Annotated in this window: 23 protein-coding genes and 1 riboswitch; of the genes, 17 read left to right on the top strand and 6 right to left on the bottom strand. The window is 72.1% G+C overall.

Going from position 1 to position 23,158, the window contains the following annotated elements:
* Positions 1 to 8 precede the first annotated feature (8 nt).
* On the top strand, positions 9 to 701 hold the full coding sequence (locus tag AC07EG_RS06035) for a GH12 family glycosyl hydrolase domain-containing protein (protein WP_478251908.1): 693 nt from the start codon (positions 9 to 11) through the stop codon (positions 699 to 701).
* A gap of 120 nt (positions 702 to 821) precedes the next feature.
* On the opposite strand, the gene AC07EG_RS06030 is transcribed toward AC07EG_RS06035, so the two are convergent.
* Positions 822 to 1,985, bottom strand: coding sequence for an acyl-CoA dehydrogenase family protein (locus AC07EG_RS06030; protein ID WP_478251907.1), 1,164 nt, complete (start codon positions 1,983 to 1,985; stop codon positions 822 to 824).
* Between the two features lie 84 nt (positions 1,986 to 2,069).
* Here AC07EG_RS06030 and AC07EG_RS06025 point away from each other — a divergent pair, with 84 nt between their 5' ends.
* The 4 genes from AC07EG_RS06025 (at position 2,070) to AC07EG_RS06010 (ending at position 4,709) form a co-directional block, all read left to right on the top strand.
* The gene (locus AC07EG_RS06025; protein ID WP_478251906.1) at positions 2,070 to 2,990 is read left to right on the top strand and encodes a LysR substrate-binding domain-containing protein; all 921 of its coding nucleotides are present in this window, start codon (positions 2,070 to 2,072) and stop codon (positions 2,988 to 2,990) included.
* Between the two features lie 299 nt (positions 2,991 to 3,289).
* Positions 3,290 to 3,658, top strand: coding sequence for an ArsR/SmtB family transcription factor (locus AC07EG_RS06020; RefSeq protein ID WP_478251905.1), 369 nt, complete (start codon positions 3,290 to 3,292; stop codon positions 3,656 to 3,658).
* Positions 3,655 to 4,131 (top strand): SRPBCC family protein, encoded by a 477-nt coding sequence (locus tag AC07EG_RS06015; protein WP_478251904.1) that lies wholly within the window; start codon positions 3,655 to 3,657, stop codon positions 4,129 to 4,131. Before AC07EG_RS06020 ends, AC07EG_RS06015 begins: the two co-directional genes overlap by 4 nt.
* A gap of 2 nt (positions 4,132 to 4,133) precedes the next feature.
* Positions 4,134 to 4,709: a maleylpyruvate isomerase family mycothiol-dependent enzyme gene (locus AC07EG_RS06010; RefSeq protein WP_478251903.1), complete on the top strand. Its 576-nt coding sequence runs from the start codon at positions 4,134 to 4,136 to the stop codon at positions 4,707 to 4,709.
* Positions 4,710 to 4,719: 10 nt separating this feature from the next.
* Here the strand turns inward: AC07EG_RS06010 and AC07EG_RS06005 are convergent, their stop codons facing one another.
* Positions 4,720 to 5,391: an ArsR/SmtB family transcription factor gene (locus AC07EG_RS06005; RefSeq protein WP_478251902.1), complete on the bottom strand. Its 672-nt coding sequence runs from the start codon at positions 5,389 to 5,391 to the stop codon at positions 4,720 to 4,722.
* Between the two features lie 19 nt (positions 5,392 to 5,410).
* Positions 5,411 to 6,016: a hypothetical protein gene (locus AC07EG_RS06000; RefSeq protein ID WP_478251901.1), complete on the bottom strand. Its 606-nt coding sequence runs from the start codon at positions 6,014 to 6,016 to the stop codon at positions 5,411 to 5,413.
* A gap of 312 nt (positions 6,017 to 6,328) precedes the next feature.
* Between AC07EG_RS06000 and AC07EG_RS05995 the strand changes: the two genes are divergently transcribed.
* Complete coding sequence (locus AC07EG_RS05995) at positions 6,329 to 6,973, top strand: twin-arginine translocation signal domain-containing protein (protein WP_478251900.1); 645 nt, start codon at positions 6,329 to 6,331, stop codon at positions 6,971 to 6,973.
* 822 nt (positions 6,974 to 7,795) lie between these two features.
* Here AC07EG_RS05995 and AC07EG_RS05990 read toward each other — a convergent pair.
* Both AC07EG_RS05990 and nhaA read right to left on the bottom strand, forming a co-directional pair.
* Positions 7,796 to 8,317 (bottom strand): alpha/beta hydrolase, encoded by a 522-nt coding sequence (locus AC07EG_RS05990; RefSeq protein WP_478251899.1) that lies wholly within the window; start codon positions 8,315 to 8,317, stop codon positions 7,796 to 7,798.
* 289 nt (positions 8,318 to 8,606) lie between these two features.
* The gene (gene nhaA, locus AC07EG_RS05985; RefSeq protein ID WP_478251898.1) at positions 8,607 to 9,902 is read right to left on the bottom strand and encodes a Na+/H+ antiporter NhaA; all 1,296 of its coding nucleotides are present in this window, start codon (positions 9,900 to 9,902) and stop codon (positions 8,607 to 8,609) included.
* Positions 9,903 to 10,010: 108 nt separating this feature from the next.
* Here nhaA and AC07EG_RS05980 point away from each other — a divergent pair, with 108 nt between their 5' ends.
* From AC07EG_RS05980 to AC07EG_RS05960, 5 genes are all read left to right on the top strand, one after another.
* Positions 10,011 to 10,625 (top strand): TetR/AcrR family transcriptional regulator, encoded by a 615-nt coding sequence (locus AC07EG_RS05980; protein ID WP_478251897.1) that lies wholly within the window; start codon positions 10,011 to 10,013, stop codon positions 10,623 to 10,625.
* Between the two features lie 484 nt (positions 10,626 to 11,109).
* Positions 11,110 to 11,550, top strand: a complete 441-nt coding sequence (locus AC07EG_RS05975; protein WP_478251896.1) for a hypothetical protein — start codon at positions 11,110 to 11,112, stop codon at positions 11,548 to 11,550.
* An 86-nt stretch (positions 11,551 to 11,636) separates the two neighbouring features.
* On the top strand, positions 11,637 to 12,806 hold the full coding sequence (locus AC07EG_RS05970) for a hypothetical protein (RefSeq protein ID WP_478251895.1): 1,170 nt from the start codon (positions 11,637 to 11,639) through the stop codon (positions 12,804 to 12,806).
* Positions 12,806 to 14,383 carry a substrate-binding domain-containing protein gene (locus AC07EG_RS05965; RefSeq protein WP_478252154.1) on the top strand — a complete coding sequence of 526 codons (1,578 nt, stop codon included), beginning with the start codon at positions 12,806 to 12,808 and terminating at the stop codon, positions 14,381 to 14,383. Before AC07EG_RS05970 ends, AC07EG_RS05965 begins: the two co-directional genes overlap by 1 nt.
* Positions 14,370 to 15,098: a hypothetical protein gene (locus AC07EG_RS05960; protein WP_478251894.1), complete on the top strand. Its 729-nt coding sequence runs from the start codon at positions 14,370 to 14,372 to the stop codon at positions 15,096 to 15,098. Before AC07EG_RS05965 ends, AC07EG_RS05960 begins: the two co-directional genes overlap by 14 nt.
* 339 nt (positions 15,099 to 15,437) lie before the next feature.
* Here the strand turns inward: AC07EG_RS05960 and AC07EG_RS05955 are convergent, their stop codons facing one another.
* A complete protein-coding gene (locus AC07EG_RS05955; RefSeq protein ID WP_478251893.1) occupies positions 15,438 to 15,974 on the bottom strand; it encodes a hypothetical protein in 537 nt (178 codons plus the stop codon).
* Between the two features lie 357 nt (positions 15,975 to 16,331).
* Between AC07EG_RS05955 and AC07EG_RS05950 the strand changes: the two genes are divergently transcribed.
* From AC07EG_RS05950 to metE, 6 genes are all read left to right on the top strand, one after another.
* A complete protein-coding gene (locus tag AC07EG_RS05950) occupies positions 16,332 to 17,000 on the top strand; it encodes a winged helix-turn-helix domain-containing protein (RefSeq protein WP_478251892.1) in 669 nt (222 codons plus the stop codon).
* Positions 16,997 to 18,346 carry a HAMP domain-containing sensor histidine kinase gene (locus AC07EG_RS05945; RefSeq protein ID WP_478251891.1) on the top strand — a complete coding sequence of 450 codons (1,350 nt, stop codon included), beginning with the start codon at positions 16,997 to 16,999 and terminating at the stop codon, positions 18,344 to 18,346. The genes AC07EG_RS05950 and AC07EG_RS05945 overlap by 4 nt, the downstream gene beginning before the upstream one ends.
* On the top strand, positions 18,343 to 18,492 hold the full coding sequence (locus AC07EG_RS05940; protein WP_478251890.1) for a hypothetical protein: 150 nt from the start codon (positions 18,343 to 18,345) through the stop codon (positions 18,490 to 18,492). Before AC07EG_RS05945 ends, AC07EG_RS05940 begins: the two co-directional genes overlap by 4 nt.
* 78 nt (positions 18,493 to 18,570) lie before the next feature.
* Positions 18,571 to 18,768 carry a hypothetical protein gene (locus AC07EG_RS05935; protein ID WP_478251889.1) on the top strand — a complete coding sequence of 66 codons (198 nt, stop codon included), beginning with the start codon at positions 18,571 to 18,573 and terminating at the stop codon, positions 18,766 to 18,768.
* Positions 18,769 to 18,842: 74 nt separating this feature from the next.
* Positions 18,843 to 20,441: a 3-hydroxyacyl-CoA dehydrogenase family protein gene (locus AC07EG_RS05930; protein WP_478251888.1), complete on the top strand. Its 1,599-nt coding sequence runs from the start codon at positions 18,843 to 18,845 to the stop codon at positions 20,439 to 20,441.
* Between the two features lie 15 nt (positions 20,442 to 20,456).
* Positions 20,457 to 20,704: riboswitch (cobalamin riboswitch) on the top strand.
* A gap of 118 nt (positions 20,705 to 20,822) precedes the next feature.
* Positions 20,823 to 23,126, top strand: a complete 2,304-nt coding sequence (gene metE, locus AC07EG_RS05925) for a 5-methyltetrahydropteroyltriglutamate--homocysteine S-methyltransferase (RefSeq protein ID WP_478251887.1) — start codon at positions 20,823 to 20,825, stop codon at positions 23,124 to 23,126.
* The last annotated feature ends 32 nt before the right edge of the window (positions 23,127 to 23,158 follow it).

Below are 23,158 nucleotides of genomic sequence, written 5' to 3'. Positions count from 1 at the left end.
GTTCGGCCATGTTCAGCTTCGTGCGCACCGCGATCCCGGCACTGGTACTGGCACTGGGGCTCAGCGCCGTCCCGGCCCCCGCGCTGGCCGCCGCCTGGAGCTCGGCCGACCGCTGGGGGACGTGGGAGAACGGCGGTTACACGCTCTACAACAACGTCTGGGGGCAGGGTGGTGGCCCGCAGACCATCTGGGCCGACTCGTACCGGAACTGGGGGGTGTGGGCGAACCACCCCGACACCGGCGGGGTGAAGTCGTACCCGAACGCCACCCGGCAGGTGAACCGGCGGCTCAGCTCGCTGGCCGGCGTGTCCAGCAGCTTCGACGTCACCGTGCCCGGCAGCGGTGCCCACACCAGCACCTACGACATCTGGGCCGACGACCACGCCTACGAGATCATGCTGTGGGTGAACCAGACCGGCCCGGTCGGCCCGATCGGCTCCTTCCAGGCCAACGCGGCCGTCGGCGGGCACGACTGGGCGGTCTACCGCGGGTCCAACGGCTCGGCGCAGGTGTTCTCGTTCCTCCGCCGGTCGAACACCAACTCCGGCACGATCGACGTCCTGGCGGTGATGAACTGGATCCGGGCGCGTGGCTGGTTCGGTGACGTGACGCTGAGCCGGGTCCAGTTCGGCTACGAGATCACCTCGTCGAGTGGTGGCCTGGACTTCCGCACCAGCAACTTCTCGGTCAGCTACTCCTGATCCCGTGCTTCCCAGGCTGAGCGGCGTGACGCTCTCGCCAGCTGGTGGCCCGGGCCGGCCCCGTTGTCCGGGGTGATCGACGCCTGGCTGCTCCGCGGCGCGGGCGGACCACCACCGCGATCACCGGGGCTTCGCGGCCTTGACCAGCGCACCGCCGATGATCAGCCGCTGGATTTCGCTGGTGCCCTCGTAGAGGCGCAGCAGCCGGACCTCGCGGTAGATCCGCTCGACCGGCACCTCACGCATGTAGCCGGTGCCGCCGTGCACCTGCACCGCCAGATCGGCCACCCGCCCGGCCATCTCGGTGCAGAACAGCTTCACCGCCGACGGCGCGATCCGCCGGTCCTCGCCGCTGTCGTAGGCCGCCGCGGCTTCGCGGACGAGCGCGCGGCCGGCGGCGACGCCGGTGTACTGGTCGGCGAGCATCGCCTGCACCAGCTGGTGGTCACCGACGGGCACACCGCCCTGGGTGCTGGTGGCCGCGTAGGCGACGGATTCGTCCAGCGCGCGCTGGGCACTGCCGACCGCGAGAGCCGCGATGTGCACCCGGCCGCGGGCCAGCGAGGTCATCGCGGCGCGGTAGCCGACCTGTTCGGAACCGCCGACCAGCGCGGCCTCCGGCACCCGCACCGAGTCGAAGTGCACGTCGGCGGTCCAGGCGCCCTCCTGGCCCATCTTGGCGTCCTTCGGGCCGACGCTCACCCCCGGTGCGTCGGCGGGCACCAGGAACACGGCGATGCCCGGGTCCTTCGGCTCCGCCTCGCGGGTGCGCGCGAACACCAGGAACAGATCGGCCACCGGGGCGTTGGTGATGAAGCGCTTCTGCCCGTCGAGCACCCAGTCGTCGCCGACGCGGCGGGCGCGGGTGCGCAGCCCGGCCGGATTCGAACCGGCACCGGGTTCGGTGAGCGCGAAGGAGGCGACCACGTCACCGGAGGCGATGCGCTCCAGCCACTGCCGCTTCTGCCCGTCGGTGCCGAAGTTGACCAGCACCTGCCCGGCGATGCCGTTGTTGGTGCCGAACATCGACCGCAGCGCCAGCGTGGTGTAGCCGAACTCCATCGCCAGTTCGACGTCCTGCCGCAGGTCCAGCCCGAGCCCGCCCCATTCGGCGGGGATGGCGTAGCCGAACAGGCCCATTCCGGCGGCGGTGGCACGCAGGTCGTCGGGGATGCGATCGGCGGCCATGATCTCGTTCTCCCGCGGCACGACGTCGTCGCGGACGAAGCGGCGGACCTGGGCCAGGATGTCCGCGAAGTCCTCGTCACCGACCTTGTCGCTCATGGCCATGGATTCTCGATCCTTCCGCTGATGCGTGTCCAATACCAATAGCAGCCGATTTGTTTCGCCTGACGATATAATCCCGGCGTGGACTTCACCCAGCTCGAGGTCTTCCTCGCGGTGGCCGACGAGCTGCACTTCGGCCGCGCCGCGAAGCGCCTGCACCTGGCGCAGCCGTACCTCAGCCGGACCATCCGGGCGCTGGAAGCGGAGCTGGGCGCGCCGTTGTTCGACCGGACCACCCGGCGGGTCGAGCTGACCCCGGCGGGACGGGCGCTGCGGGAACCGGCGGCGGCGATCCTGCGGGCGGGGGAGCGGGCGCGGGCGGAGGTCGAGGCCGCGCACCGCGGGGACAGCGGGCGCGTCCGGTTCAGCTTCGCCGGCCCGTCCTCGCAGGCCATGGTGGCCCGGCTGGCGCGGACGGTGCGGGAGCGGCACCAGCGCATCGACCTGGCCGTGCGGCCCGGCCGGTACGGCCCGGTCGCGGTGCGCGAGCTGCTCGACGGCGAAACGGACCTGGCCATCGCGCGGTTCGAACACCCACCGGCGGGGGTGCGCAGCCGTGCCCTGGTCCGTGAACGCGGGGTGCTCGCCGTGCCTTCGGACCACCCGGCCGCGGCCGGGGTCTCCGTGGCCGAGCTGCGGCACGAACCGTTCATCACCCTGCCGGAGGCGTTCGGCTCGGTGGTGCGGGCCCAGTTCGTCGCCCGCTGCCACGCGGCCGGGTTCACGCCGGAGATCGTGCAGACCGCTCCGGACACGTGGACCTGCATCGCCCTGGTCGCGGCCGGCGTCGGCCTCCACTTCACCACCGACTCGGCCCTGGACCAGCTGCCCCTCGACGGGGTACGGGTGGTGCCCGTCGAAGACCCCCTGCCGCCCATCCACGGCTACCTCCTGTGGCGAACCGGCGAGGCCGACCCGGCACTGGAAAAGGTGCTCGCGATCTCCGAAGAGGTACTGCCCACCGCCGCGACGCAAGAATCGCGGGGCCCGCGACAGTACTAGGTAGGAGCCCGGCGCAGCGGAAGCGCGATCTACCGCGAGCTGTACCCGCGGGTGTCGGCGTATGCGGTGCACCGGGCGCCACCGGACCTGGCGGCGGAGGCGGACCCCAGTGGTCGCCCCCGGGCGGGCTGGTCCTGTTCTGCGGCCTGTCGATCGGCTACGGGGACCCCGAGGTGGGCGACGCCCGAACCGGCCGGGCGCCGCCCGGTGAAACGGTCAACTTCGTTCTCAACTAGTTGGTTGACAAAGCGGAAGAAGGCGCTCTAGGCTCTTATTCAACCAAAGAGTTGAGGAAGCCGATGGATGAGAGCGCGGAGCGGCTGAACCGGGTGTTCGCGGCACTGGCCGACCCGACCCGGCGCGACCTGGTGGCCAGGCTGGCCACCGCGGACGCGACCGTCGGCGAGCTGGCGGAACCGTACGAGATGAGCCTGCAGGCGATCTCCAAGCACGTGAAGGTGCTGGAGGACGCCGGGCTGGTCACCCGCAGCAAGGACGCCCAGCGCCGGCCGGTCCACCTGGACGCGGAGGTGTTCGACCTGATGACCAAGTGGATCGAGCGCTACCGGCGGCAGGCCGAGGAGCGCTACCAGCGCCTCGACGCCCTGCTCGGCCGCATGGCGGAGACCGAAGAGCAGACCGGACCCCGGAAGAAGGACGCATCATGACCGAGACCAGCATCGTGGCCGACGAGAAGGTCCCCACGATCGAAATCACCCGAGAGTTCGACGCGGCGCCCGCCCGGGTGTTCCGCGCGCACGTCGACCCCGACCTGTACGTGCAGTGGATCGGGCCGCGCTCGGTGACCACGCGGGTGCTCCGGTGGGACGCCCGCACGGGCGGCGAGTGGGCCTTCGCCAACGACCGCGACGGCGAGGAGATCGCCTCCTTCTACGGCAGCTTCCACGACGTGCGCCCGGACGAGCGGATCGTGTGGACCTTCACCTACGAAGGCGAGCCCGACTCGGTGGCGCTGGAAACGCTGACCTTCGAGGAGCTCGGCGGCGGGCGCACGCGCCTGAAGATCCTGAGCGTGGTCAAGGACTTCGAGACGCGCGACGGAATGCTGGCCAGCGGCATGGACGTCGGGGTCAACGAGGGTTACGCCAAACTCGACGAGCTGCTCGCGAAGGGGAACTGAAGATGTCGCTCGACCCCAAGGGCCCGGCCCAGCAGCACGCCTTCGACGCGGCCCGGTTCACCGAACTGGTCGAATCGGCTTCGCCGGGCGACTGGGCGCGGCCCAGCCCGGTCGCCGAGTGGACGGCCCTCGACGTGGTGCAGCACCTGGTCGAATGGCCGCGCGAATTCCTCACCGGTGCCGGGATCGAACTCCCGGCCCTGGACGTCGCAGCCGATCCGGTCGCGGCCTGGAAGCAGCACGTCGCCGACATCCAGGCCGTTCTCGACGACCCCGCCGGGCGGGTGCACCGCAATCCGCACACCGGTGACAACCCGGTCGACGAGGCGATCGACCGGTTCTACACCGCGGACGTCTGGCTGCACTCCTGGGACCTGGCCAAGGCGCTCGGCCGCGAACCCGAACTCGGCGAGGAGCGCAGCGCCGCCGCGCTGGCCGGTATGACGCCGATGGAGGAGGTGCTGCGCGGGAGCGGGCAGTTCGGGGCCGCGATGCCCGTGGCCGACGACGCTCCCGCGCAGGACAAGCTGATGGCCTTCCTCGGCCGCGACCCCGGCTGGAAACCGGCTGCTTCGTGAACCGCGGTGGCTAAGCACCCACGGACAGCGGTTCGCCGGCCACCCGCCATTCGAGGATGCCGTCGACGAGCCGGACGGCCCGGTAGCCGCGGGAGGTCAGCAACCGGACGGCGTCGTGGGAGAAGCCGCAGTACGCGCCGCGGCAGTACACCACGATCTCGTGTTCGCCGGGCAGCTCGCCGAGCCGCCGGGGCAGCTCGTCCATCGGGATGGACACCGCGCCGGGGATGTGGCCCGCGCGGAACTCCACCTCGGGGCGCACATCGACCACGACGGCCTGCCCGGCGTCGACCCGCCGTTGCAGCTCCGCGCGGTCGATCTCGCCGACGTCGTCCGCGCCCAGCGCCCGCCGGGCCGCGGTGTCCACCCCGGCCGACTGGGCGGCGCCCACCGCGAGCAGCTGGCTGTACAGCGCGGCGACGTCCTCGCTGCCGATGTGGTGGCGCACCGTGGTGCCGTCGCGCTCGGTGGTGACCAGCCCGACCTGCTTGAGGACCTGGAGGTGGGCCGAGGCGGTGGTGACGTTGAGCTTGGCCGCCTCGGCCAGCTCCACCACCCCGCGCGGCCGCTGCACCAGCAGGTCGATGATGGCCAGGCGCTTGCCGTTGCCCAGTGCCTTGGCCACCCGGGCCAGCTCCTCGAACAGGGTGGACTGCAACTGCTCGGCGTCCGCTCGGCTCATCGACCTACCTTCCACAGGTTCATGGAACAGCGTAGCTTCGATTCCGGCCGGGAGCACGCTCCTGGAAGGAGCAGGGTAACCGAGGTCGTCGATCCAGGCCGAGGCGTGCGGGGTGCCTGCCGGACCGGCGATCGACACCCGCGTCAGCACGTCGGCCGGGTTGATCACTTCGACGTTGATCGCGGGCGCCCGGGCTGGGATTGATCCGGATGGACATGGCGCGGTCGGCCACGTGCCCGGTGCCGACCGGCTGCAGGTGCACCTGCTTGGCCGCCGACGAGAAGCCGGGACCGCGCATGTCCAGGAAGAGCGAGCGGTTGCCCGAGTGCGTCTGCAGGTTCGAGAAGCCGCCGGTGCCGTCGCCGCTGTGGGTGAAGCTCCAGCCGCCGGGCGCGAAGGTGCCGTCCAGGTTGTCCGAACCCGCCCAGCCGGAAGCCTGCCCGGTGCCGGCGGTCGCGGTCAGCAGCGCGGCGGAGGAGGCGATCGCAGTGGATTTCCTTCCTTGTTGTGGGCTGCGCCGGGAAAGAGCGGTCGCCAGGCGGCGGGAGCCGGGGTGGCACAGAACGGGGTAATCGGTATCTGCGGCCGGTTCCCGCGTTCCCGTACGCGGGGCCCGGCGGGCCACCGCCGTTCACCGGGAAGTGCGGCGCGGCACCGCCGACCAGCTCTGCCTGCCGCTGGCCCGCAGCGGGACCTCCCGGCACGCCGTCACGCTTTCCCGTGCCACGGGGAGCTGACGGCGGTCAATTCACCGCCGGAAAACCCCCGACGCAATGAAATCGGCGTCGGTGGCGCACAACTTCCCCCGTTCCGCAATTCTGCGGGCACGAACGGGGGCGACCGCTCGCCCGGGCGAGTGGACTGACGCCGCCCGCTCTTCCTCGCTTCGTGATCATCGCCTTAATTTCGAAGGACCCCAGCAAATCGGAGGAAAGCGATGAATGCGGATGAAGTGCACACCGGTGCCCAGCGCCGGAGGTTTCTGAAAGGTGCTGCCGCGGCGGTCGCCGGCCTGGTGGTCAGCGGCCTGCTCAGCACCCTGCCCGCCGAGGCCACCAGGCAGCTCAGCCTGCCTGCCGCCGGTTCCGAGGTCACCGCCGACCTGGTCGTCAAAGGCGCCTCGATGACCATCGAAGCCCAGCCGGTCGAAGCGGAGTTCCGCGGCAAATCCACGGTCCGGGTGGAAAACAACCCCGACGATCCGGCGAACTCCGTGCGGCTGCGCACGATCAACACCCTGCTGACCGCCGATCTGCCGTCCCGGCAGGGCGGCAGGATCACCATCGAACCCGACGACTCCGATGCCGAGAGCCTGCTGAAGCTGACCAAGTCCGTGCCGCCGAAGTTCGACCAGACCATGGTGCTCAACCTCAAGGTGACCGTCGACCGGCCGGCGAGCCGCGCGCAGCCGCTGGTGCTGGTCACCAAGAACCCGATGACGCTGACCGGAACCGTGGCCAAGTTCCCGCCGGACGGCGATGTCCTCCAGCTGAAGAACCCGGTCGAACTGGTCCTGCCGGACGACCCGGACACGGTGGTCGCCACCATCGACAAGTTCCCGGTGCAGGTGGGCGGTTTGTGAGTCGCGGCCGTGGCACACCACGGCCACGCCGGAAGCGGTCACCGCGACGGAGCGCTGCCGTCCACCGGCCGAGCAGCCCGCCGCCGCCGGTGCGGGTGCCGCCTCCACCGTGCCCCGGGTCACCACCCGGCCGGCCGCGTCGAACAGGGTGACGGTGATCCGCGCGGTGGTGGCGGGCACGGTAGCCCGGCGAACCCGCTCCTGCCCCCGGCAAGGCGGCCCGCCCCACCACGGCCGGGATCCGGCATTCGCCTCCGCCAAGTCGTGGAGGGACTTGAACCCGAGCCCGTAGCCGTCGGGCTGGTCGGCGGAAACGGACGCCCGCATCCTCTCCGATGTCCAGGAGTCGAGCGCGGCTTTCTGGCCGGCGGCCGTGCTCAGGCTGCGGCCGTCGGCCGGCCGGGCCACCGATCCCGCGTTGCCGCCATCTCCCCGCCAGTGGTGCCGCCCTGCGCCGAAGCGATTCCGGGCACCAGCACAGCCGCGGTGAAAACGGTCGCGAACGGCGATGCAACAAATGGGCCCCAGAAAAGCAGTATCCGATTCGTGGTCCCCCGAGCGCGTGAGAATTCGTGCCAGTGAAATGTGCGATCGGATCGCGTTGTCCTCGAACACCCCCCGCGGCCTCGGCGATCATTCCGGCGAGCGCGGCGGGCCGGGACAGGAACGGCGAGTGCGAGGACGGGAGTTCGGCCACCGTGGTCCCGGCCGCCGAGACCGCGTCGATCTCCCGGGTGAAGCGGTGTTGCAGCGCGGGCGGCACGGCGTGGTCCCGGGTGCAGGTCACGTACCAGTGCGGGACGCGACCGTAGCGCTGCCGGGTCACGGTGAGCTCCTCGTCGTCGGCGTAGAAGGTCTCCTTGACCTGCTCGCGCCGATCGTCGCCGGGTCGGCGACCAGCAGCCGCAGCAGTTTCTCACCGGCGTTCTCCGGGCACGTGCTGTAGAAGATGCCCGGCCGCCCGCTCACCGGAGCGTACGCGGCCACGTAGAGCAGCCCGCCGACGAGTTCCGGCGCGTGTTCGGCCAGCGCGGTCGCGACCACGCCACCCATGCTGTGCGCGACCACCAGGCACGGGCCATCGGCGATCGCGCGGATCCGATCGGCGAGCCCGGAGGCCGCGGACGAAGCGGTGACGTCCGCGACCGGTGACGGTACGGTGGCGAACGCCCCCGCGTCGAACGGCCGCGCCCAGCGGGTCCGCGGGGTGGCGCCCCGCAGCCCGTGCCCGTCGAGGTCGAGCGCCACCGACCGGATCCCGCGGGCGGCGAGGTGCTCGGCCACCGGGCACCAGCTGCCGTGCCAGAACCCGGGTACCAGGACGACGGGCGCGGCCTCGCTCATTTTTCCTCCCGCGGACCGCGGTTTCGCCTACCACTACGCCCGGGGACACGCCTACCAGCAGGCACTGGCCGACGGCTTCACCCACCAGCAGTGCGCGGAGACGGAAAAAGGTGGTCCTGGTGTTCGAAGCGCACGTCACCTGGGAGTGCACCCGCGAGGTCTGACCAGCGGTTCCCGCGAGCGGCTCAAGGCCGGGCTTGCAGGCTGGACCGCGTGACCGTCAAAGACGTCCCGGTACTCATCGCGGGCGGCGGCCCCGTCGGCGGCCCGGTGCCGAGTCCGGCCTCGATCACTGGTAGACGTCCGGGACGCCGTCGGCGTCGGTGTCGGTGGATTCGGTGGCGTGGATCCGGCGGTGGGTCCGGTTCCGCGCGCGCAGCACGGTGGTGGCCAGCAGCGCGGCGAGCACCGAGCCGGCGAGGATGGCGACCCTGGCGTGGTCGCCTTCGGTGGTGCCGGCACCGAAGGCCAGTTCGCCGATGAGCAGCGAGACGGTGAAGCCGATGCCCCCGAGCATCGCCAGGCCCAGCACGTCGACCCAGGCGAGACCTTCGTCGAGGTCCGCCCTGGTGAAGCGGGCCACCAGCCAGGTGGCACCGAAGATGCCCGCGGTTTTGCCCACCACCAGCCCGCCGATGATGCCGAGGGCGACGGGGTCGGTGAGCGCGCTGGTCAGCCCGGTCCAGCCGCCCAGCGGCACCCCGGTGGCGAGCAGGGCGAACACCGGCACGGCCACGGCGGCGGACAGCGGCCGGAACCGGTGTTCGAAGTGCTCGGCCAGTCCCGGCCCGGCCGCCGGGCCGCCCGCCTGTTCGCTGCGCACCACCGGCACCGCGAACGCCAGCAGCACCCCGGCGACGGTGGCGTGCACCCCGGAGCGGTGGACCAGCACCCAGGTCAGCAGCGCCAGCGGCAGCAGCAGGTACCACGAGCGCACCCGCCGCTGGACCAGCACGGTGAACACCGCCAGCGGAACCAGCGCCAGCAACAGCGGCAGCAACCGCAGTTCGTCGGTGTAGCACAAGGCGATGATCAGGATGGCGAGCAGGTCGTCGACCACGGCGAGGGTGAGCAGGAAGGTGCGCAACGCCGAGGGCAGGCACCGCCCGACCACGGCCAGCACGGCGAGGGCGAAGGCGATGTCGGTGGCCGTCGGGATCGCCCAGCCCCGCACCGCCTCGGGGTCACCGGCGTTGACCACCGTGAAGATCAGCGCGGGCAGCGCCACACCACCGCAGGCGGCGGCCACCGGCACCACCGCCCGCCGGGGCTCGCGCAGGTCACCGGCGACGAACTCGCGTTTGAGCTCGAGCCCGGCGACGAAGAAGAAGATCGCCAGCAGGCCGTCGGCCGCCCAGGCCGACAGCGGCAGGTCCAGGTGCAGCGCGGCCGGTCCGACGGTGAAGCCGCGGACGTCTTCGTAGCGCTGGTGGAGCGGGGAGTTGGCCAGCGCCACGCCGACCACCGCGGCCGCCAGCAGCAGTGCGCCGCCGATGGTCTCCTTGCGCAGGATGTCGGTGATCCGCTGCGTTTCGGGCCAGGACCCCCGGCTGAACAGCCTCGGGCGGTGGGCGGGTGTGCGCATGTGGACCTCCGATGGGCACCATCCCGCACCACCGGGCCCGCGGCAATCCGGCCGGTCACCGGATCGGGGCGGTGCCGCTGCTAGCGTTCGAGGGACGAGGAGGTGGCGGTGACCGGTGTGAGCAGCCGCAAGCAGAAGGCGGCGGAAACCGAGGCGGCGCTCAAGGCCGCCGCGCGGCGCGTGTTCGCCAGGCGGGGTTACCTGAACACCAAGATCACCGACATCACCGCCGAGGCGGGACGCGCCGCGGGCTCGTTCTACAACCACTTCGCGGGCAAGGAGGAACTGCTCGAAGCGCTGCTGGTGGACATGTTCGCCGAAGCGGACGAGGACGTGACCGCGCCGGGGCACGACCCGGACTTCTCCAAGCGGTCCGCGGTGCGCTGGCACGTGGCGAGCTTCTGGCGGTTCTACCGCGCGCACCTGCCGGAGATGGTGGCGCTGCGCCAGGCCGCCATGGTCAACGCCGAGCTGGGCAAGCGGCTGCGGCAGCTGACCGCCGCCGATCAGCGGCACCTCGTCGGGCACCTGGCGCACCTCGCGGACCTGCCGGGCAGGCCGGAACTGGTCACCTCGGTGATGACCGCGCTGATGGACCAGTTCGCCTACGACTGGCTGGTGACCGGGGGAGGCGAGGGCATCGCCGACGACGAGGCGATCGACCTGCTCACCGACTTCGTCCACCGCGGCATCGCCGGGCGCGCACCAGAGCCGGGTGGGTGACGGCGCGTCGGAACGGGCGGTGGCGTTCCGGCTGACTTCGGTTCTCGGGGGAGGGCGTGCGGGGACCCCGCGACGGGTCGGCGATCGGTTCGTGCTGAAGGAGATGCTCGACCGGTTCGTCGCGATCAAGGAGGTCAGCCTCCCGCCATCGCTCGACACCCAGCCGGAAACGCGGGCGGCGGTGCCGCGCGAGGCGAGGCCGGCCGCGCGCCTCAACCACTCCGGCGCGGGACCGGATCGCCGGGGAAGGGCCGTTGTCGCCGTCGGAGGCGGCCGGCCCGGGGCTGCGCCCGCCTCGACGGCGATTCGGCGTCCACCGCGTCGGGCGGTCGGTTCTCCCCCGCCTGCACGGCACCCGAGCAGATCCAGGGCCGGTCCGCGCCGCCCTGGCCGCCGTGCTGGCCGAACCGCCACCCGCCCCCGTGCACGCCGGGCCCGAGGTCGGGCAGCTGCTGCCGGACATGCTCGCCGAACCGTCTCCGGGGTGTTCTGCCCATTGGGCTTCCTCTCCCTGGCCCCGTTGCTCACCGGCCTGGTGGCCGCCTTGGTGCTCGTCGCCGGAATCCCGTTGTGCCTGCCGGGACCGCAGCGGACCACGGCCGCGGTGATCGCCGCGATCCGGGTCGTGCGCGGGCCGCTGCGGCGGCGCTGGGTGCTGACCGGCCTGGTCGCCGTGGTCACGCTGCTCGCCCCGGGCAAGACCGCGGCCAAGGTGCTCGCCGGCTGGGCCGCCGCGCTGATCGCGGCCCTGCTCTCGCAGCTGACCGCGATGCCCGGCTACGACAGCTTCCCCCAGAACGGCGAGCCGATGACCGAGCTGCCGGGTGAGTGGGTCACCTCGGTGGTCCTGGCCATGGTCGTGCTCGCTGTGCTCGCGGCCAGGCCGTCGTCGGCGGCGGAAGCACCCCAGCGGGTAACGCACTGAACCAGAAGCGTTACCCCGCTGTCCGGTGCCGTTCACCGGGCAGGCGTAACCGTGGACTCGCACACCGTGGGGGAACGGGAGGGGACGTGGCCGCGGAGCCGCTTCTGCAGATCAGGCAACCGCCGGCCAGGGCGCCGCTGACCCCGGTGCTGGCCCTCGGCCTGGCCGGGTTGCTGGTGCTGGTGCTCACGCCGATGCTGGTGCGCTCGGCGCCACCGGCGCCGGTGCTCACCGTGGTGCGCGGCAAGATGGGCTCCAAGGTCGACTACTTCCGCGATCCGAAGGTCCAGGAAATCCTGCGGCGCAAGCAGTTCGACGTGGTGGTGGACAACTCCGGCTCCCGTGAGGTCGCCACGCACGACATCGACCGCTACGACTTCGTGTTCCCCTCCGGCCAGCCCGCCGCGGACCTGATCATGTCCAGCAGGCTGAACAGCGGCAAGGAGGCCCAGGCCTACGTCCCGTTCGTCAGCCCGATCGTGCTCGCCACCTACCGCCCGTACGCGCTCGCCCTGCGCGACGCCGGTATCGCCACGCCGATGAACGCCGATCGCGCGAACCCGCTGTACTACGAGGTCGACATCAGCAAGTTCGTCGGGCTCACCGAACAGGGCAAGCGCTGGAACGACATCGGCATCGGCGAGCACGGCATCCAGAACAACAACCTGGTGCTGGCCCACACCTCCGACGTGTGCCTGTCCAACTCCGGCGGCACCTACCAGGGCCTGATCGCCTACGCCAGGAACGACAGCCGGATCCCGGCCACCGACGGCGAGGTGGCCGCGCTCGCCGGCACGCTGAAACCGCTGTACCGGGCCCAGGGTGCGCCCACCCCCGACCGGGTGCCCTACTACCTGTCCCCGGAGGGCAGGCGGATCGCTCCCATCGTGGTCATCTACGAGCACCAGTACCTGGCCCACCAGCTGCGGCAGCCGCCGGGGCGGCCGGACGAGGAGCGGGTGCTGCTCTACCCCGCCGACCACTTCGAAACCCAGCCCGCGTTCATCGCGCTCAACGACACCGGCCGCAAGCTGGCCCAGTTGCTGCGCACCGATCCGGAACTGCGGACGCGGGCGGTGGAACTCGGGTTCCGGGTGCTCGACGCCGAGCAGGACACCGCGAGCCCGCAGCTGAGCCGCCTGCTCACCGACCGGCAGCTCGAGGCGCCGTCACCGGACAACGACCACACCCGCGCCTACCTGCCGCAGGTCGACCTGTTCGAGCAGCTGATCACCACGATCGGCGGTTGCGCGTGATGCGCTCCGGTGCCGGGAAGCTCGCCGTGCTCTGCGTGGTGCTGGGCCTGCTCGCGGCCTGCACCCCGGAGCCGCCGCCACCGCACACCACCCTGCGGGTGCTCGCTTCCGACGAACTCGCCGACATGCAGCCGCTGCTGGCGGACCTGCGCCGCGAGACCGGCATCGAACTGGTGCTGGACCTGCGTGGCACGATCGACGCGACCAACGCCCTGGAACCGGGGCGCTACCAGCACGACCTCGCCTGGCTGTCCACCGACCGGTTCTTCGAGCTGAAGCTGAAGCAGCAGGGGTACACCGGGGAACGGCCGATCAGCGGCCGGTTCATGTTCTCGCCGCTGGCCATCGGCGTGAAACCGCGGGTGGCGCAGCTGCTCCGGAGCGCCACCGCGGACCAGCAGCTGTCCTGGGCGGATCTGGCCGATCGCTCGGCGGCGGGCCAGGTGCGCTTCGGCATGGCCGATCCGCGGCACGCCGGCAGCGGCCTGTCCGCGTTGATCGGCGTCGCCACCGCGGCCGCGGGCACCGGCGGCGCCCTGCGCGAGCAGGACATCACCTGCGACCGCCTCCGCGGTTTCTTCGCCGGGCGCACGCTCACCGGGAACACCTCCCAGCTGCTCGCCGATTCCTACGCCGCCCGGCAGGACGGCGCGGACGCCCTGATCAACTACGAGTCCGTGCTGCTTTCGCTGAACGCCGGCGGAAAACTGGCCGAGCCGCTGGAGGTCCTGTACCCGCGCGACGGCATCGTGCTCGCCGACTACCCGTTGCTGATGCTCGACCCGGCGAAGCGCGACAGCTTCGACACCGTGCTGAACTGGTTCAAGTCCGAGCCCGCGCAACGCAAGCTGATGGAACGGACGCTGCGCCGGCCGTTGTCCGCCGAGGTGCCGCGCGACCCGCGGTTCGCCGACTTCGGCACGAACACGCTGTACTTCCCGGAACGCAAGGAAACCGTCGACCGGCTCACCGCCGAATACGCCGATCCGCGGTCGCACCGGCCCGCGCACCTGATCTTCGTGCTGGACTTCTCCGCGTCGATGCGGGGGCAGCGGATCAGCGACCTGCGCTCGGCCTTCGCCGGGTTCGGCGGCGCGGACACCTCCCCAGCGGGCAAGTTCCTGCGGTTCTACCAGGGGGAACGGCTGTCCATCCTGCGGTTCGGCGGTGCGGTGCTGGACGAGCGGGACTTCACCATCACCGGGCAGCCCGTGCTCGACGCCATCCGCGACCACCTGGCCACCGAACCGGCCGCCCAGGCCACCGGGGTGTGGTCCGCGCTGGACGCCGCCTACGACAAGGCCGCGGCGCTCACCCGCGACGACCCCGGGCAGCCGGTCACCATCATGCTGATGACCGACGGCGAGAACAACGCCGGCCTCGGGCTGCCGGAGTTCCTGAGCGCGCACGCGGCCCTGCCACCCGCGGCGAAAGCCGTGCACACCTACACCATCCGCTTCGGCGAGGCCGATCCCGCCGAGCTGAGCCAGGCCGCGAGCGCCACCGGCGGCCGCATGGTGGACGCGAACGCGACCTCGCTGTCCGAGGCGTTCAAGGAGATCCGTGGCTGTCGATAATCCCTGGTTCTGGGTCCTGATGGGGACCGGCGTGCTGCTCGCCGCCGCCGCGCTGGTGCGGTACCTGCGGGGCAGGCGCCGCGACGAACCCGCGCTCATCGGTGACCACGAAGTCCTGGTCTACCTCAACGAAAGCCTGGTGATGGACATCCTCCAGTACCGGGGTGACGTGACCGCGCTCAAGCGGCGGGTCGAGGAGTACACCAGGGAAACCGCGGAAGGGCGCGGTGAGGTGAAGGCCCGCTGGTTCGGCTTCGCCGGGGCGAGGCTGCGGGAAGGCGCGAAGTCGGAGGCGTACGACGCCGAGGAACGGCCGATCACCGCGATCCGCCGGGTGGTGCGGGCACTGGAGAAGGCCGACGCCATCGTGTACGCGGACTTCCACCAGGGCCAGGTGCACGCGCACCGCAGCCTGGCCGGTGCCGCCGCCGGGCACGCCAAGCTCAGCGACAGCCGGATGTTCCTGTCGGTGGACGGGTACTTCCACGAGTACGAGGAACTCGACGGCTCGGACGAGCACTACCTGCGCCTGCGTGCGCCCTACCCGTCCGGCGAAGCCCACGTCCGCGTCAAGATCAGCCGAGGCTGGCTGCGCGAGCAGGACGCGCTGCCGGAGGGCAAGGCGCCGTTCCCGGCCCGCGTGCTCGGCAAGGTCGAGGCGTGGGACGAGGAGGACGGCATGCTCAAGATGTGGGCGCTGGCGATCTTCCGCTGACGGCCGGTTTCCCAGTGCACGGAGGAATTTGTGGCGCTCAGCGAGCTGCTCCAAGTCAAGATCAAATTCCGCATCCGACGCGAGCTGCACCAGCCGCACCTCCCCGGGGGTGGCGACGCCATCACACGGGAGCAGTTCGTCGCCTCCACCGGTTCGCTGGCCGACGATCCGCGGGCCGCGCGCGAAACCATCGGCGCGCTGGCGGAAGCCTTCCTGGCCAACACCGACGCCGACGGCCACCTCACCCCGGCGGAGTTCGTCGGCGCCTGCGGGGCTTCTGGACCAGCACCGACCCGGAGGTCCCCGGCAACCGGTGGACCGGCCGCCCGATGGGCTGACTCAGAGCACGAAGGCGGCGCCCACGCTCTGGTCGTTCGCCTCGATCAGGAAGGAGTTGTGCGCGGCGTTGGCGGTGACCCTGGTGCAGGCGACGAAGTCGCGGGAGCAGCCGCGACCACGGGCACGCCGGTCAGCCACGTGTTGCTCTTGTAGTGGTGGATCGTGTTGGTGACGGTCGTGCCGGGCAGCGCGCCGTTGGTGTTGGTGTGGCAGACCGTGCCGTTCCCGGCGAGCTGGTTGACCACGAGCTGGGTGCCCCCGCGAGTTCGGCCCGTCCATCCGGGCACCCGGCGAGCGCCGGCACAGGCCGTGGTCGATGCCGTGGCAAACGGTCACGTTCACGTCGCCGGTCGCCTGGACGGTGGTGGCGCCGAACACGTCCTGCCGGTGCGACGAGGGCAGCACGGTGATGTGCCCGTTCACGTCGGCCGCGTGGTTGACGAAGTGGGCGTAGAGCGCGCTGTCGGCGGGGGCGGTGACAAAACCGCGGGTGAGCAGGGTGATCGGGGTGTTCGCCAGCACGTTCTGCCCGCTCACCAGCTGCGCCGCGTTGACCGCCTGCCCGGGGCGGCGGCGGTCTGCCCGGCCGGAACGGTGCTGGTGCCCCGAGCGCGCGGGTGTGCTCCGCCCCGGACGGGGTGCTCGACGGGTCGCTCGCGTAACCACCCGGCGCGGAGATCGGCACCGTGGTGGCCGCGCTCGCCGACCCCGCCACGCCTGCCGGCAGCGACGCCAGCACCACGCCGACCAGGTCCACCCCGGCCAGCACCGTGCCAGACCCGTTTTGCCCGTGATTCCCCCTCCTCCGGCGACCGCTGATCGTCGAGCCGCCGGATCGCCGCCGTCAACGCCGCGCGGGGCCGGTGCGACAATCGACCGCCGGAGGTGAGGTGGATGACGGCGGTGCTGCTGGTCGAGGACGACGAGCGCATTCGCGAGGCGCTGGGGTTGTCGCTGGCCGACCACGGTTTCGAGGTGGTGGAGGCGGTGTCGGGGGAGCAGGCGCTGTCGGTGGTCGAGTCCACCCCGGTCGACGTGGTGCTGCTGGACCTGGTGCTGCCCGGGATCGACGGCATGGCGGTGTGCCGGTCGCTGCGCTCGCGGGGTGACCTGCCGATCATCATGGTGACCGCCCGCACCGACAGCCGCGACGTGATCGACGGGCTGGAATCCGGTGCCGACGACTACGTGACCAAGCCGCTGGTCGCCGGGGAACTGGCGGCCCGGATCCGGGCGCTGCTGCGGCGCCGCGGGCCCAGCCGGGCGGCACTGGCCGTCGGCGCGCTGACCATCCACCCCGGCACCGGCGAGGTCGAACGCGGTGGTGAGCCGGTGCACCTGACCAGGACGGAGTTCCGGCTGCTCTCGGAACTGGCCGCGGCCGGCGGGGACGTGGTGACCAGGGAGCAGTTGCTCCAGCGGGTCTGGGGTTACGACTACTTCGGCGACACCCGGCTGCTGGACGTGCACATCCGGCGGCTGCGCCGGAAGGTGGAGGCCGATCCGGACGAGCCGGCGCTGGTGCTGACCGTGCGCGGGGTGGGGTACCGGGTGCCCCGGTGAAGCGGCGGTGGTCGCTGCGGTGGCGGGTGACCGCGACGCTGGGCGCCGGCTCGCTGCTGATCGTCAGCGTGCTCGCGGTGACCACCTGGAACCTGGCCACCGGGTACCTGCTCGACCAGCGCGAGCGGGCCGCGGTGCGGCAGGCGGAGGCCAACGTGCGGCTGGTGGACGCCGCGATCGGGCAGGCGGGCAGGCTGGACCAGCTGCTCACCGGGCTGACCACCGGCCCGGACTCGTCGATCCTGGTGTACCGGCCGGGGCGGTGGCTGACCAGCGGACGGCCCATCCCGCCGCAGGCGCTGCCCGCCGAGCTGCTCGACCTCGGACGGGCGGGTGAACCGGCCCGCCAGCGGGTGGTCGCCGGAGAGATCCCGGTACTGGCGGTGGTGCTGCCGGTGGTGTCCGGGGGCGGGTTCTACGTCGAGCTGTTCCCCCTGGTCGAACTGGATCGCACGATGCGGTTCCTGAGCGTGGTGCTGACCGCGGCGACGGTGGCCAGTGGTTTGCTCGGTGGTGGGCTGGGGTGGTGGGCCAGCCGCCGGGCGCTGCGGCCGCTGACCACGCTGACCGGTGCGGCGTCGCGTATCGCGGCGGGGGACCACGGGGCCCGGTTGCCCGAGCAGACCGATCCGGATCTGGCGCCGCTGGCGGCCACTTTCAACGCCACCGCCGAGGCGCTGGAGCACCGGGTGCAGCAGGACGCGCGGTTCGCCGGGGACGTCAGCCATGAGCTGCGGTCGCCGTTGACGACCATGGCCAATGCCGCCGAGGTGCTCGACCGGCGTCGTGAGGCGCTGCCCGCACCGGCCCGCCGGGCGCTGGACCTGCTGGTCTGGGAGGTGCGGCGGTTCCAGCGCATGGTGGTGGATCTGCTGGAGATCTCCCGTGCCCGGGAGGAGGGCGATGAGCAGTCCCGGGAACTGGTCGATCTCGGTGACGTGGTCCGGCAGGTGCTGGCCCATCGCGGTCAGCCGGACGTGGTGGCCGAGGAGGTGCCCGCGCGGGTGCTGGCCGATCGGCGCCGGTTGGACCGGGTGGTGGGCAACCTGCTGGACAACGCCGACCGCTACGCCGGTGGGGTGGTGCGCATCGCCGTCACCGCCCGGGAGGGCCGGGTCCGGGTGGAGGTCGACGACCGCGGGCCCGGGGTGCCGGCAGAGCTGCGGTCGCGGATCTTCGAACGCTTCACCCGTGGTCAGGCCCGCGGGCAGGGCACCGGGCCCGGTAGCGGTCTCGGGCTGGCCATCGTGGCCGACCACATCGCCCGGCACGGCGGCACCGTGCGGGTGACGGACCGGCCGGGCGGCGGTGCCCGGTTCGTCATCGAGCTGCCGGAGGCGGAATGAGGAAGCTGATCGCCGCGGTCGTGCTGGTGTGCTGCGCAGGCTGCGGGGTGAGCACCCAGGACCACCCCGAGAAGCTGCCGCCGGTGAGCCGGGTGCCGGAGCCCGCGCCCTCGGTCACCCAGGTGCCCGACCCCAGCACCCGGTGATCGTCAGGCAATCGTCAGGTTGAACCGGCCGCGCGCACGGCAGGATGCTGGGGTGATCAGCGTGCGCGGGCTACCCGGATGACCGCGGTGCCCGTGGACGGCACCATCGCGCTGCGGTTGATCTGCGATGGGTGCGGGGCCAGCGGCCCGCACGCCGAACCACGCCTGCCGCACCACGAGGCGTGGCTGCTGCTGTGGGGCCGGGCCCACCAGGACGGCTGGCGCGGGCACGACCGCGCGATCGGGCCGCACTACTGCGCCGCCTGCGCGGCCTGAAACCTAGGGGTTTCCTCCCCGCGCCACTCCTACCGTGGACCGCACCGGCAAACCAGGTGGAGGGCGGTTCGGTGATGTCCGAGCGGGTGCGCAGGATCGGGATCATCGGCTCCGGGGCGGCGGGTGCCGCGCTGGCCGGCCTGTGCACCGCCGGTGGGCTCGAGGTGACGGACTCGTGCGACGACGTCGACCTGGTGGTCGAAGCCCTGCCGGACCGCCTGGAGACCAAGGTCGCGGCACTGGCCGCACTGGACCGCCGCTGCCCGGACCGCACCGTGTTCGTCACCACCACGACCGGGCTTTCGGTCACCGAGATCGCCGCCCGCGGCGGGCGGATGTCCCGCACCGTCGGCCTGAACCTGCCCGATCCGGAAGCGCTGGCGGAGGCGGAGGCGGTCGAACTGGTCCGCACGGCGATCACCGACGAAGCCGTGCTCACCACCGTCGGCGGATTGCTGCGTGAACTCGGCAAGGAACCGATCGATGTCGGCGACCACCCCGGGTTCATCGCGAGCGGCCTGCTGCTGGCCTACCTCAACGACGCGGCGAGGATGTTCGACGAGGGCTACGCCTCCCGCGACGACATCGACCACGCGATGATCCACGGCTGCGGCATGCCCGGCCCGCTGGCGCGGCTGGACGCGCTCGGCATCGACACCGTGCACGACGCGCTGACGGCCTTGCACGAGCGCACCGGCGACCGCGCCTACGCCCCGGCACCGGTACTGCGGCGCATGGTCGCCGACGGCAAGCTCGGGGTGAAGTGCGGTACCGGCTTCTACGGCTCACGGGCCCCGGCCGCGGTGCCCGCCCCGGCGACCGGCGGCAGGCCGGTGCGGCGGATCGGCGTGGTCGGCTCCGGCACGATGGCCACCGGCATCGCGGAGGTGGTCGCGCGGGCCGGGCTGCCGGTCACGCTCGTCGCGCGGTCGGAGGTCCGCGGCAAGGACAGCCGCGCGACGATCGAACGCTCACTCGACCGCGCCGCCCGGCGTGACCCGGCGCTCGACGTGGACGGGGTGCTCGCCTGGCTGGACACCTCCGGCGACCTCGGTGCCTTGGCCGACGCCGACCTGATCGTCGAAGCGGTGGTGGAGGACCTCGACGTCAAGCGCGGCGTCTTCGCCGAACTGGACGGCGTCGCCAAACCCGGCGCGGTGCTGGCCACCACCACCTCCAGCATGTCCGTGCTCAGCTGCGCCGCCGCGACCGCCCGGCCGCAGGACGTGATCGGCATGCACTTCTTCAACCCGGCGCCGCGGATGGAGCTGGTCGAGGTGGTCCGCACCGAGCTGACCGCCGCCGACGTGGCGGTCACCGCGCGCCGCGTGGCCGGTGAACTCGGCAAGCACCCGGTCGACTGCACCGACCGCGCGGGGTTCATCGTCAACGCGCTGCTCTTCCCGTACCTGAACCGGGCCGCGGAAATGCTGCGCGAACGCCCGGTCTCCGTCGCGGACATCGACACCGCCATGGCGCAGGGCTGCGGTTATCCACTCGGCCCGCTCGCGCTGCTCGACCTCATCGGGCTCGACGTGTCCCTGTCCATCCAGCAGGCCCTGCACGACGCGTTCCCCGGCGAGGCCGCGCCGCCCGCCCGTTACCTGGCGGACCTGGTTTCGGCCGGGCACTACGGGCGCAAGACCGGCCGCGGTTTCCTCGCCTACCCCTGACGGCCGGGCGGGCGCTAGAGTGGCGGCGCAGCTGGTTCGAGCACCGCGAGCAGCACGGCGGTGCTCGAGGCAAGAGGGAATCCGGTGGAAACCCGGAACTGCCCCGCAGCGGTGAGCGGGAACGACCGCCGTCTGTCTCCACTGCCTCCGCGGAGACGACAGCACTGAGCCCACGGGCTTGGGAAGCGACGGCCAGTAGGAACCCGGCGTGCGCGCCGGAAGTGCCCGCGAGTCCGAAGACCTGCCCGCTGTGCGCCCCACGACCGTGGGGTGCTGGTGGAGACCTCGTGGGTCGGGTCATCGCCGGGTACCGGCTGTCGGCCGGTACCTGCCGTGCGCTCCTCCCGCCAGGTCCACAGGGACTCGCGAAGGAGAGAGCCCGTGACCCCGGAACCCAGCCGCGCCACCGTGTACGGCTACCCGCGCCAGGGCGCCGACCGGCAGCTGAAGAAGGCGATCGAGTCCTACTGGGCCGGCCGCGCCGACGCCGGTTCGCTGCTCGGCACCGCCCGTGAACTGCGCCTGCGGAACCTGGCCGAACTGCGTGACGCCGGGATCGACGAGATCCCGAGCAACCACTTCTCCCTCTACGACCACGTGCTCGACACCGCGTGGATGTTCGGCGCCGTCCCGGAACGCCACCTCGCCGCCGTTCCGGACGCCTCGAGCGAGGCCGGGCGGCTGGACCGGTACTTCGCCATGGCGCGGGGCACCGCGGACGCGCCGCCGATGGAGATGACGAAGTGGTTCGACACCAACTACCACTACCTCGTGCCCGAACTCGGCCCCGGCACCCGGTTCACGCTGGACGCGAGCAAGCCGCTCGCCGAGTTCACCGAGGTGCTCGAGCACGGCAGCCGGACCCGGCCGGTGGTGCTCGGCCCGGTCAGCTTCCTGCTGCTGGCCAAGGACCCGACCGCCACCGGCGGCTTCCAGCCCCTGCACCTGCTGGACCAGCTGGTACCGCGGTACACCGAACTGCTGCGCCTGCTGCACGAGGCGGGCGCCGAGTGGGTCCAGCTCGACGAACCCGCGCTGGTGACCGACCAGCCCGCCGAGGTGCTCGGCCGGGTCGCGGACACCTACGCGGCACTGGCCGCCCAGTCGGCCAGGCCGAAGATCCTGGTCGCCTCGTACTTCGACCGCCTCGGTGACGCGCTGCCCGTGCTGGCGGCGTCCCCGGTCGACGGGCTGGCCGTCGACTTCACCGGTGCCGCCGCGGCCGATCTCGACGCCGTGGCCACCGCGTCGGGCATCCAGGACAAGCGGCTGGTCGCCGGCGTGGTCAACGGCCGCAACGTCTGGGCCGCCGACCTGGGCGCCGCCCTGGCCACCCTCGGCACGCTGCTCGGGCTGGCCGGTTCGGTGGACGTGGCGGCGTCCTGCTCGCTGCTGCACGTGCCGCTCGACGTCCGCCTCGACACCGGGCTGGATCCCGAGGTCGCCGGTTGGCTCTCCTTCGCGCGGCAGAAGCTCGACGAACTGGTGACGCTGCGCCGGGGCCTGACCGAAGGCCACGCCGCCGTCGGCGACGCGCTGCGGGCCAACGCCGAGCGGCTGGCCGCCCGCGCGGCCTCGCCGATCGTGCGGGTGCCCGCCGTCCGCGAGCGCGTCGCCGCGATCGCCGAGGCCGACCTCCGCCGCACCAGCCCGTACGGTGAGCGCCGCCGGGCCCAGCGGGACCGCCTCCGGCTGCCCGGCCTGCCGACCACCACGATCGGCTCCTTCCCGCAGACCGCGGAACTGCGCCGGGCCCGCGCGGCGCTGCGGACCGGCGAGCTGGACCGGAACGCCTACACCGAAGCGATGCGGGCCGAAATCCGCTCGGTCATCGCCGAGCAGGAGCAGCTGGGCCTGGACGTGCTGGTGCACGGGGAGCCGGAACGCAACGACATGGTCCAGTACTTCGGCGAGCAGCTCACCGGTTTCCTGGCCACCCAGCACGGTTGGGTCCAGTCCTACGGCACCCGCTACGTCCGGCCGCCGATCATCGCCGGTGACGTGGCCCGTCCCGCGCCGATGACCGTCGAGTGGGCCACCTACGCGCAGAGCCTGACCGAACGGCCGGTCAAGGGCATGCTGACCGGCCCGGTGACCATGCTCGCCTGGTCGTTCGTCCGCGACGACCAGCCCGAAGCCGACACCGCCCGCCAGGTGGCGCTGGCCCTGCGCGACGAGGTCGCCGACCTGGAGCGGGCCGGGATCGCGGTGATCCAGGTCGACGAGCCCGCGCTGCGGGAAACCCTGCCGCTGCGCGACGCCGACCGCGCCGCGTACCTGGCGTGGGCCGTCGCCTCGTTCCGCCTGGCGACCTCGGGCGTGCGGGACGACACCCAGATCCACACGCACATGTGCTACGCCGAGTTCGGTGACGTGCTGCAGGCCATCATCGACATGGACGCCGACGTGATCAGCCTGGAGGCGGCGCGGTCGAACATGGCCGTCGTCGCCGACCTCGCCCGGGCCGGATATCCCAACGAGGCGGGCCCCGGTGTCTGGGACATCCACTCGCCGCGCGTGCCGTCCGTCGAGGAGATCGTCGCCCACCTGCGCACCGCCACCTCGGCGTTCCCGGCCGAGAGGCTGTGGGTCAACCCCGACTGCGGGCTCAAGACCCGCGGGTACCCGGAGGTGCGGGCCACCCTGGCCAACCTGGTCGAGGCCACCGGCCGGTTGCGCTCGTAACCGGAGCGGCCCCCGCCGCGGCGGTTTCCGGG

It is taken from the genome of Amycolatopsis sp. NPDC045836, from assembly GCF_056431745.1.
This window is presented reverse-complemented; position numbering and strand designations above follow the sequence as displayed.

Excerpts from the sequence above, each read along its gene's own strand:
- AC07EG_RS06035 (WP_478251908.1), top strand. The coding sequence starts at position 9 with ATGTTCAGCTTCGTGCGCACCGCGATCCCGGCACTGGTACTGGCACTG.
- AC07EG_RS06030 (WP_478251907.1), bottom strand. The coding sequence starts at position 1,985 with ATGAGCGACAAGGTCGGTGACGAGGACTTCGCGGACATCCTGGCCCAG.
- AC07EG_RS06020 (WP_478251905.1), top strand. The coding sequence starts at position 3,290 with ATGGATGAGAGCGCGGAGCGGCTGAACCGGGTGTTCGCGGCACTGGCC.
- AC07EG_RS06015 (WP_478251904.1), top strand. The coding sequence starts at position 3,655 with ATGACCGAGACCAGCATCGTGGCCGACGAGAAGGTCCCCACGATCGAA.
- AC07EG_RS06010 (WP_478251903.1), top strand. The coding sequence starts at position 4,134 with ATGTCGCTCGACCCCAAGGGCCCGGCCCAGCAGCACGCCTTCGACGCG.
- AC07EG_RS06005 (WP_478251902.1), bottom strand. The coding sequence starts at position 5,391 with ATGAGCCGAGCGGACGCCGAGCAGTTGCAGTCCACCCTGTTCGAGGAG.
- AC07EG_RS05995 (WP_478251900.1), top strand. The coding sequence starts at position 6,329 with ATGAATGCGGATGAAGTGCACACCGGTGCCCAGCGCCGGAGGTTTCTG.
- AC07EG_RS05990 (WP_478251899.1), bottom strand. The coding sequence starts at position 8,317 with ATGAGCGAGGCCGCGCCCGTCGTCCTGGTACCCGGGTTCTGGCACGGC.
- nhaA (WP_478251898.1), bottom strand. The coding sequence starts at position 9,902 with ATGCGCACACCCGCCCACCGCCCGAGGCTGTTCAGCCGGGGGTCCTGG.
- AC07EG_RS05965 (WP_478252154.1), top strand. The coding sequence starts at position 12,806 with ATGCGCTCCGGTGCCGGGAAGCTCGCCGTGCTCTGCGTGGTGCTGGGC.
- AC07EG_RS05950 (WP_478251892.1), top strand. The coding sequence starts at position 16,332 with ATGACGGCGGTGCTGCTGGTCGAGGACGACGAGCGCATTCGCGAGGCG.
- AC07EG_RS05940 (WP_478251890.1), top strand. The coding sequence starts at position 18,343 with ATGAGGAAGCTGATCGCCGCGGTCGTGCTGGTGTGCTGCGCAGGCTGC.
- AC07EG_RS05935 (WP_478251889.1), top strand. The coding sequence starts at position 18,571 with ATGACCGCGGTGCCCGTGGACGGCACCATCGCGCTGCGGTTGATCTGC.
- AC07EG_RS05930 (WP_478251888.1), top strand. The coding sequence starts at position 18,843 with ATGTCCGAGCGGGTGCGCAGGATCGGGATCATCGGCTCCGGGGCGGCG.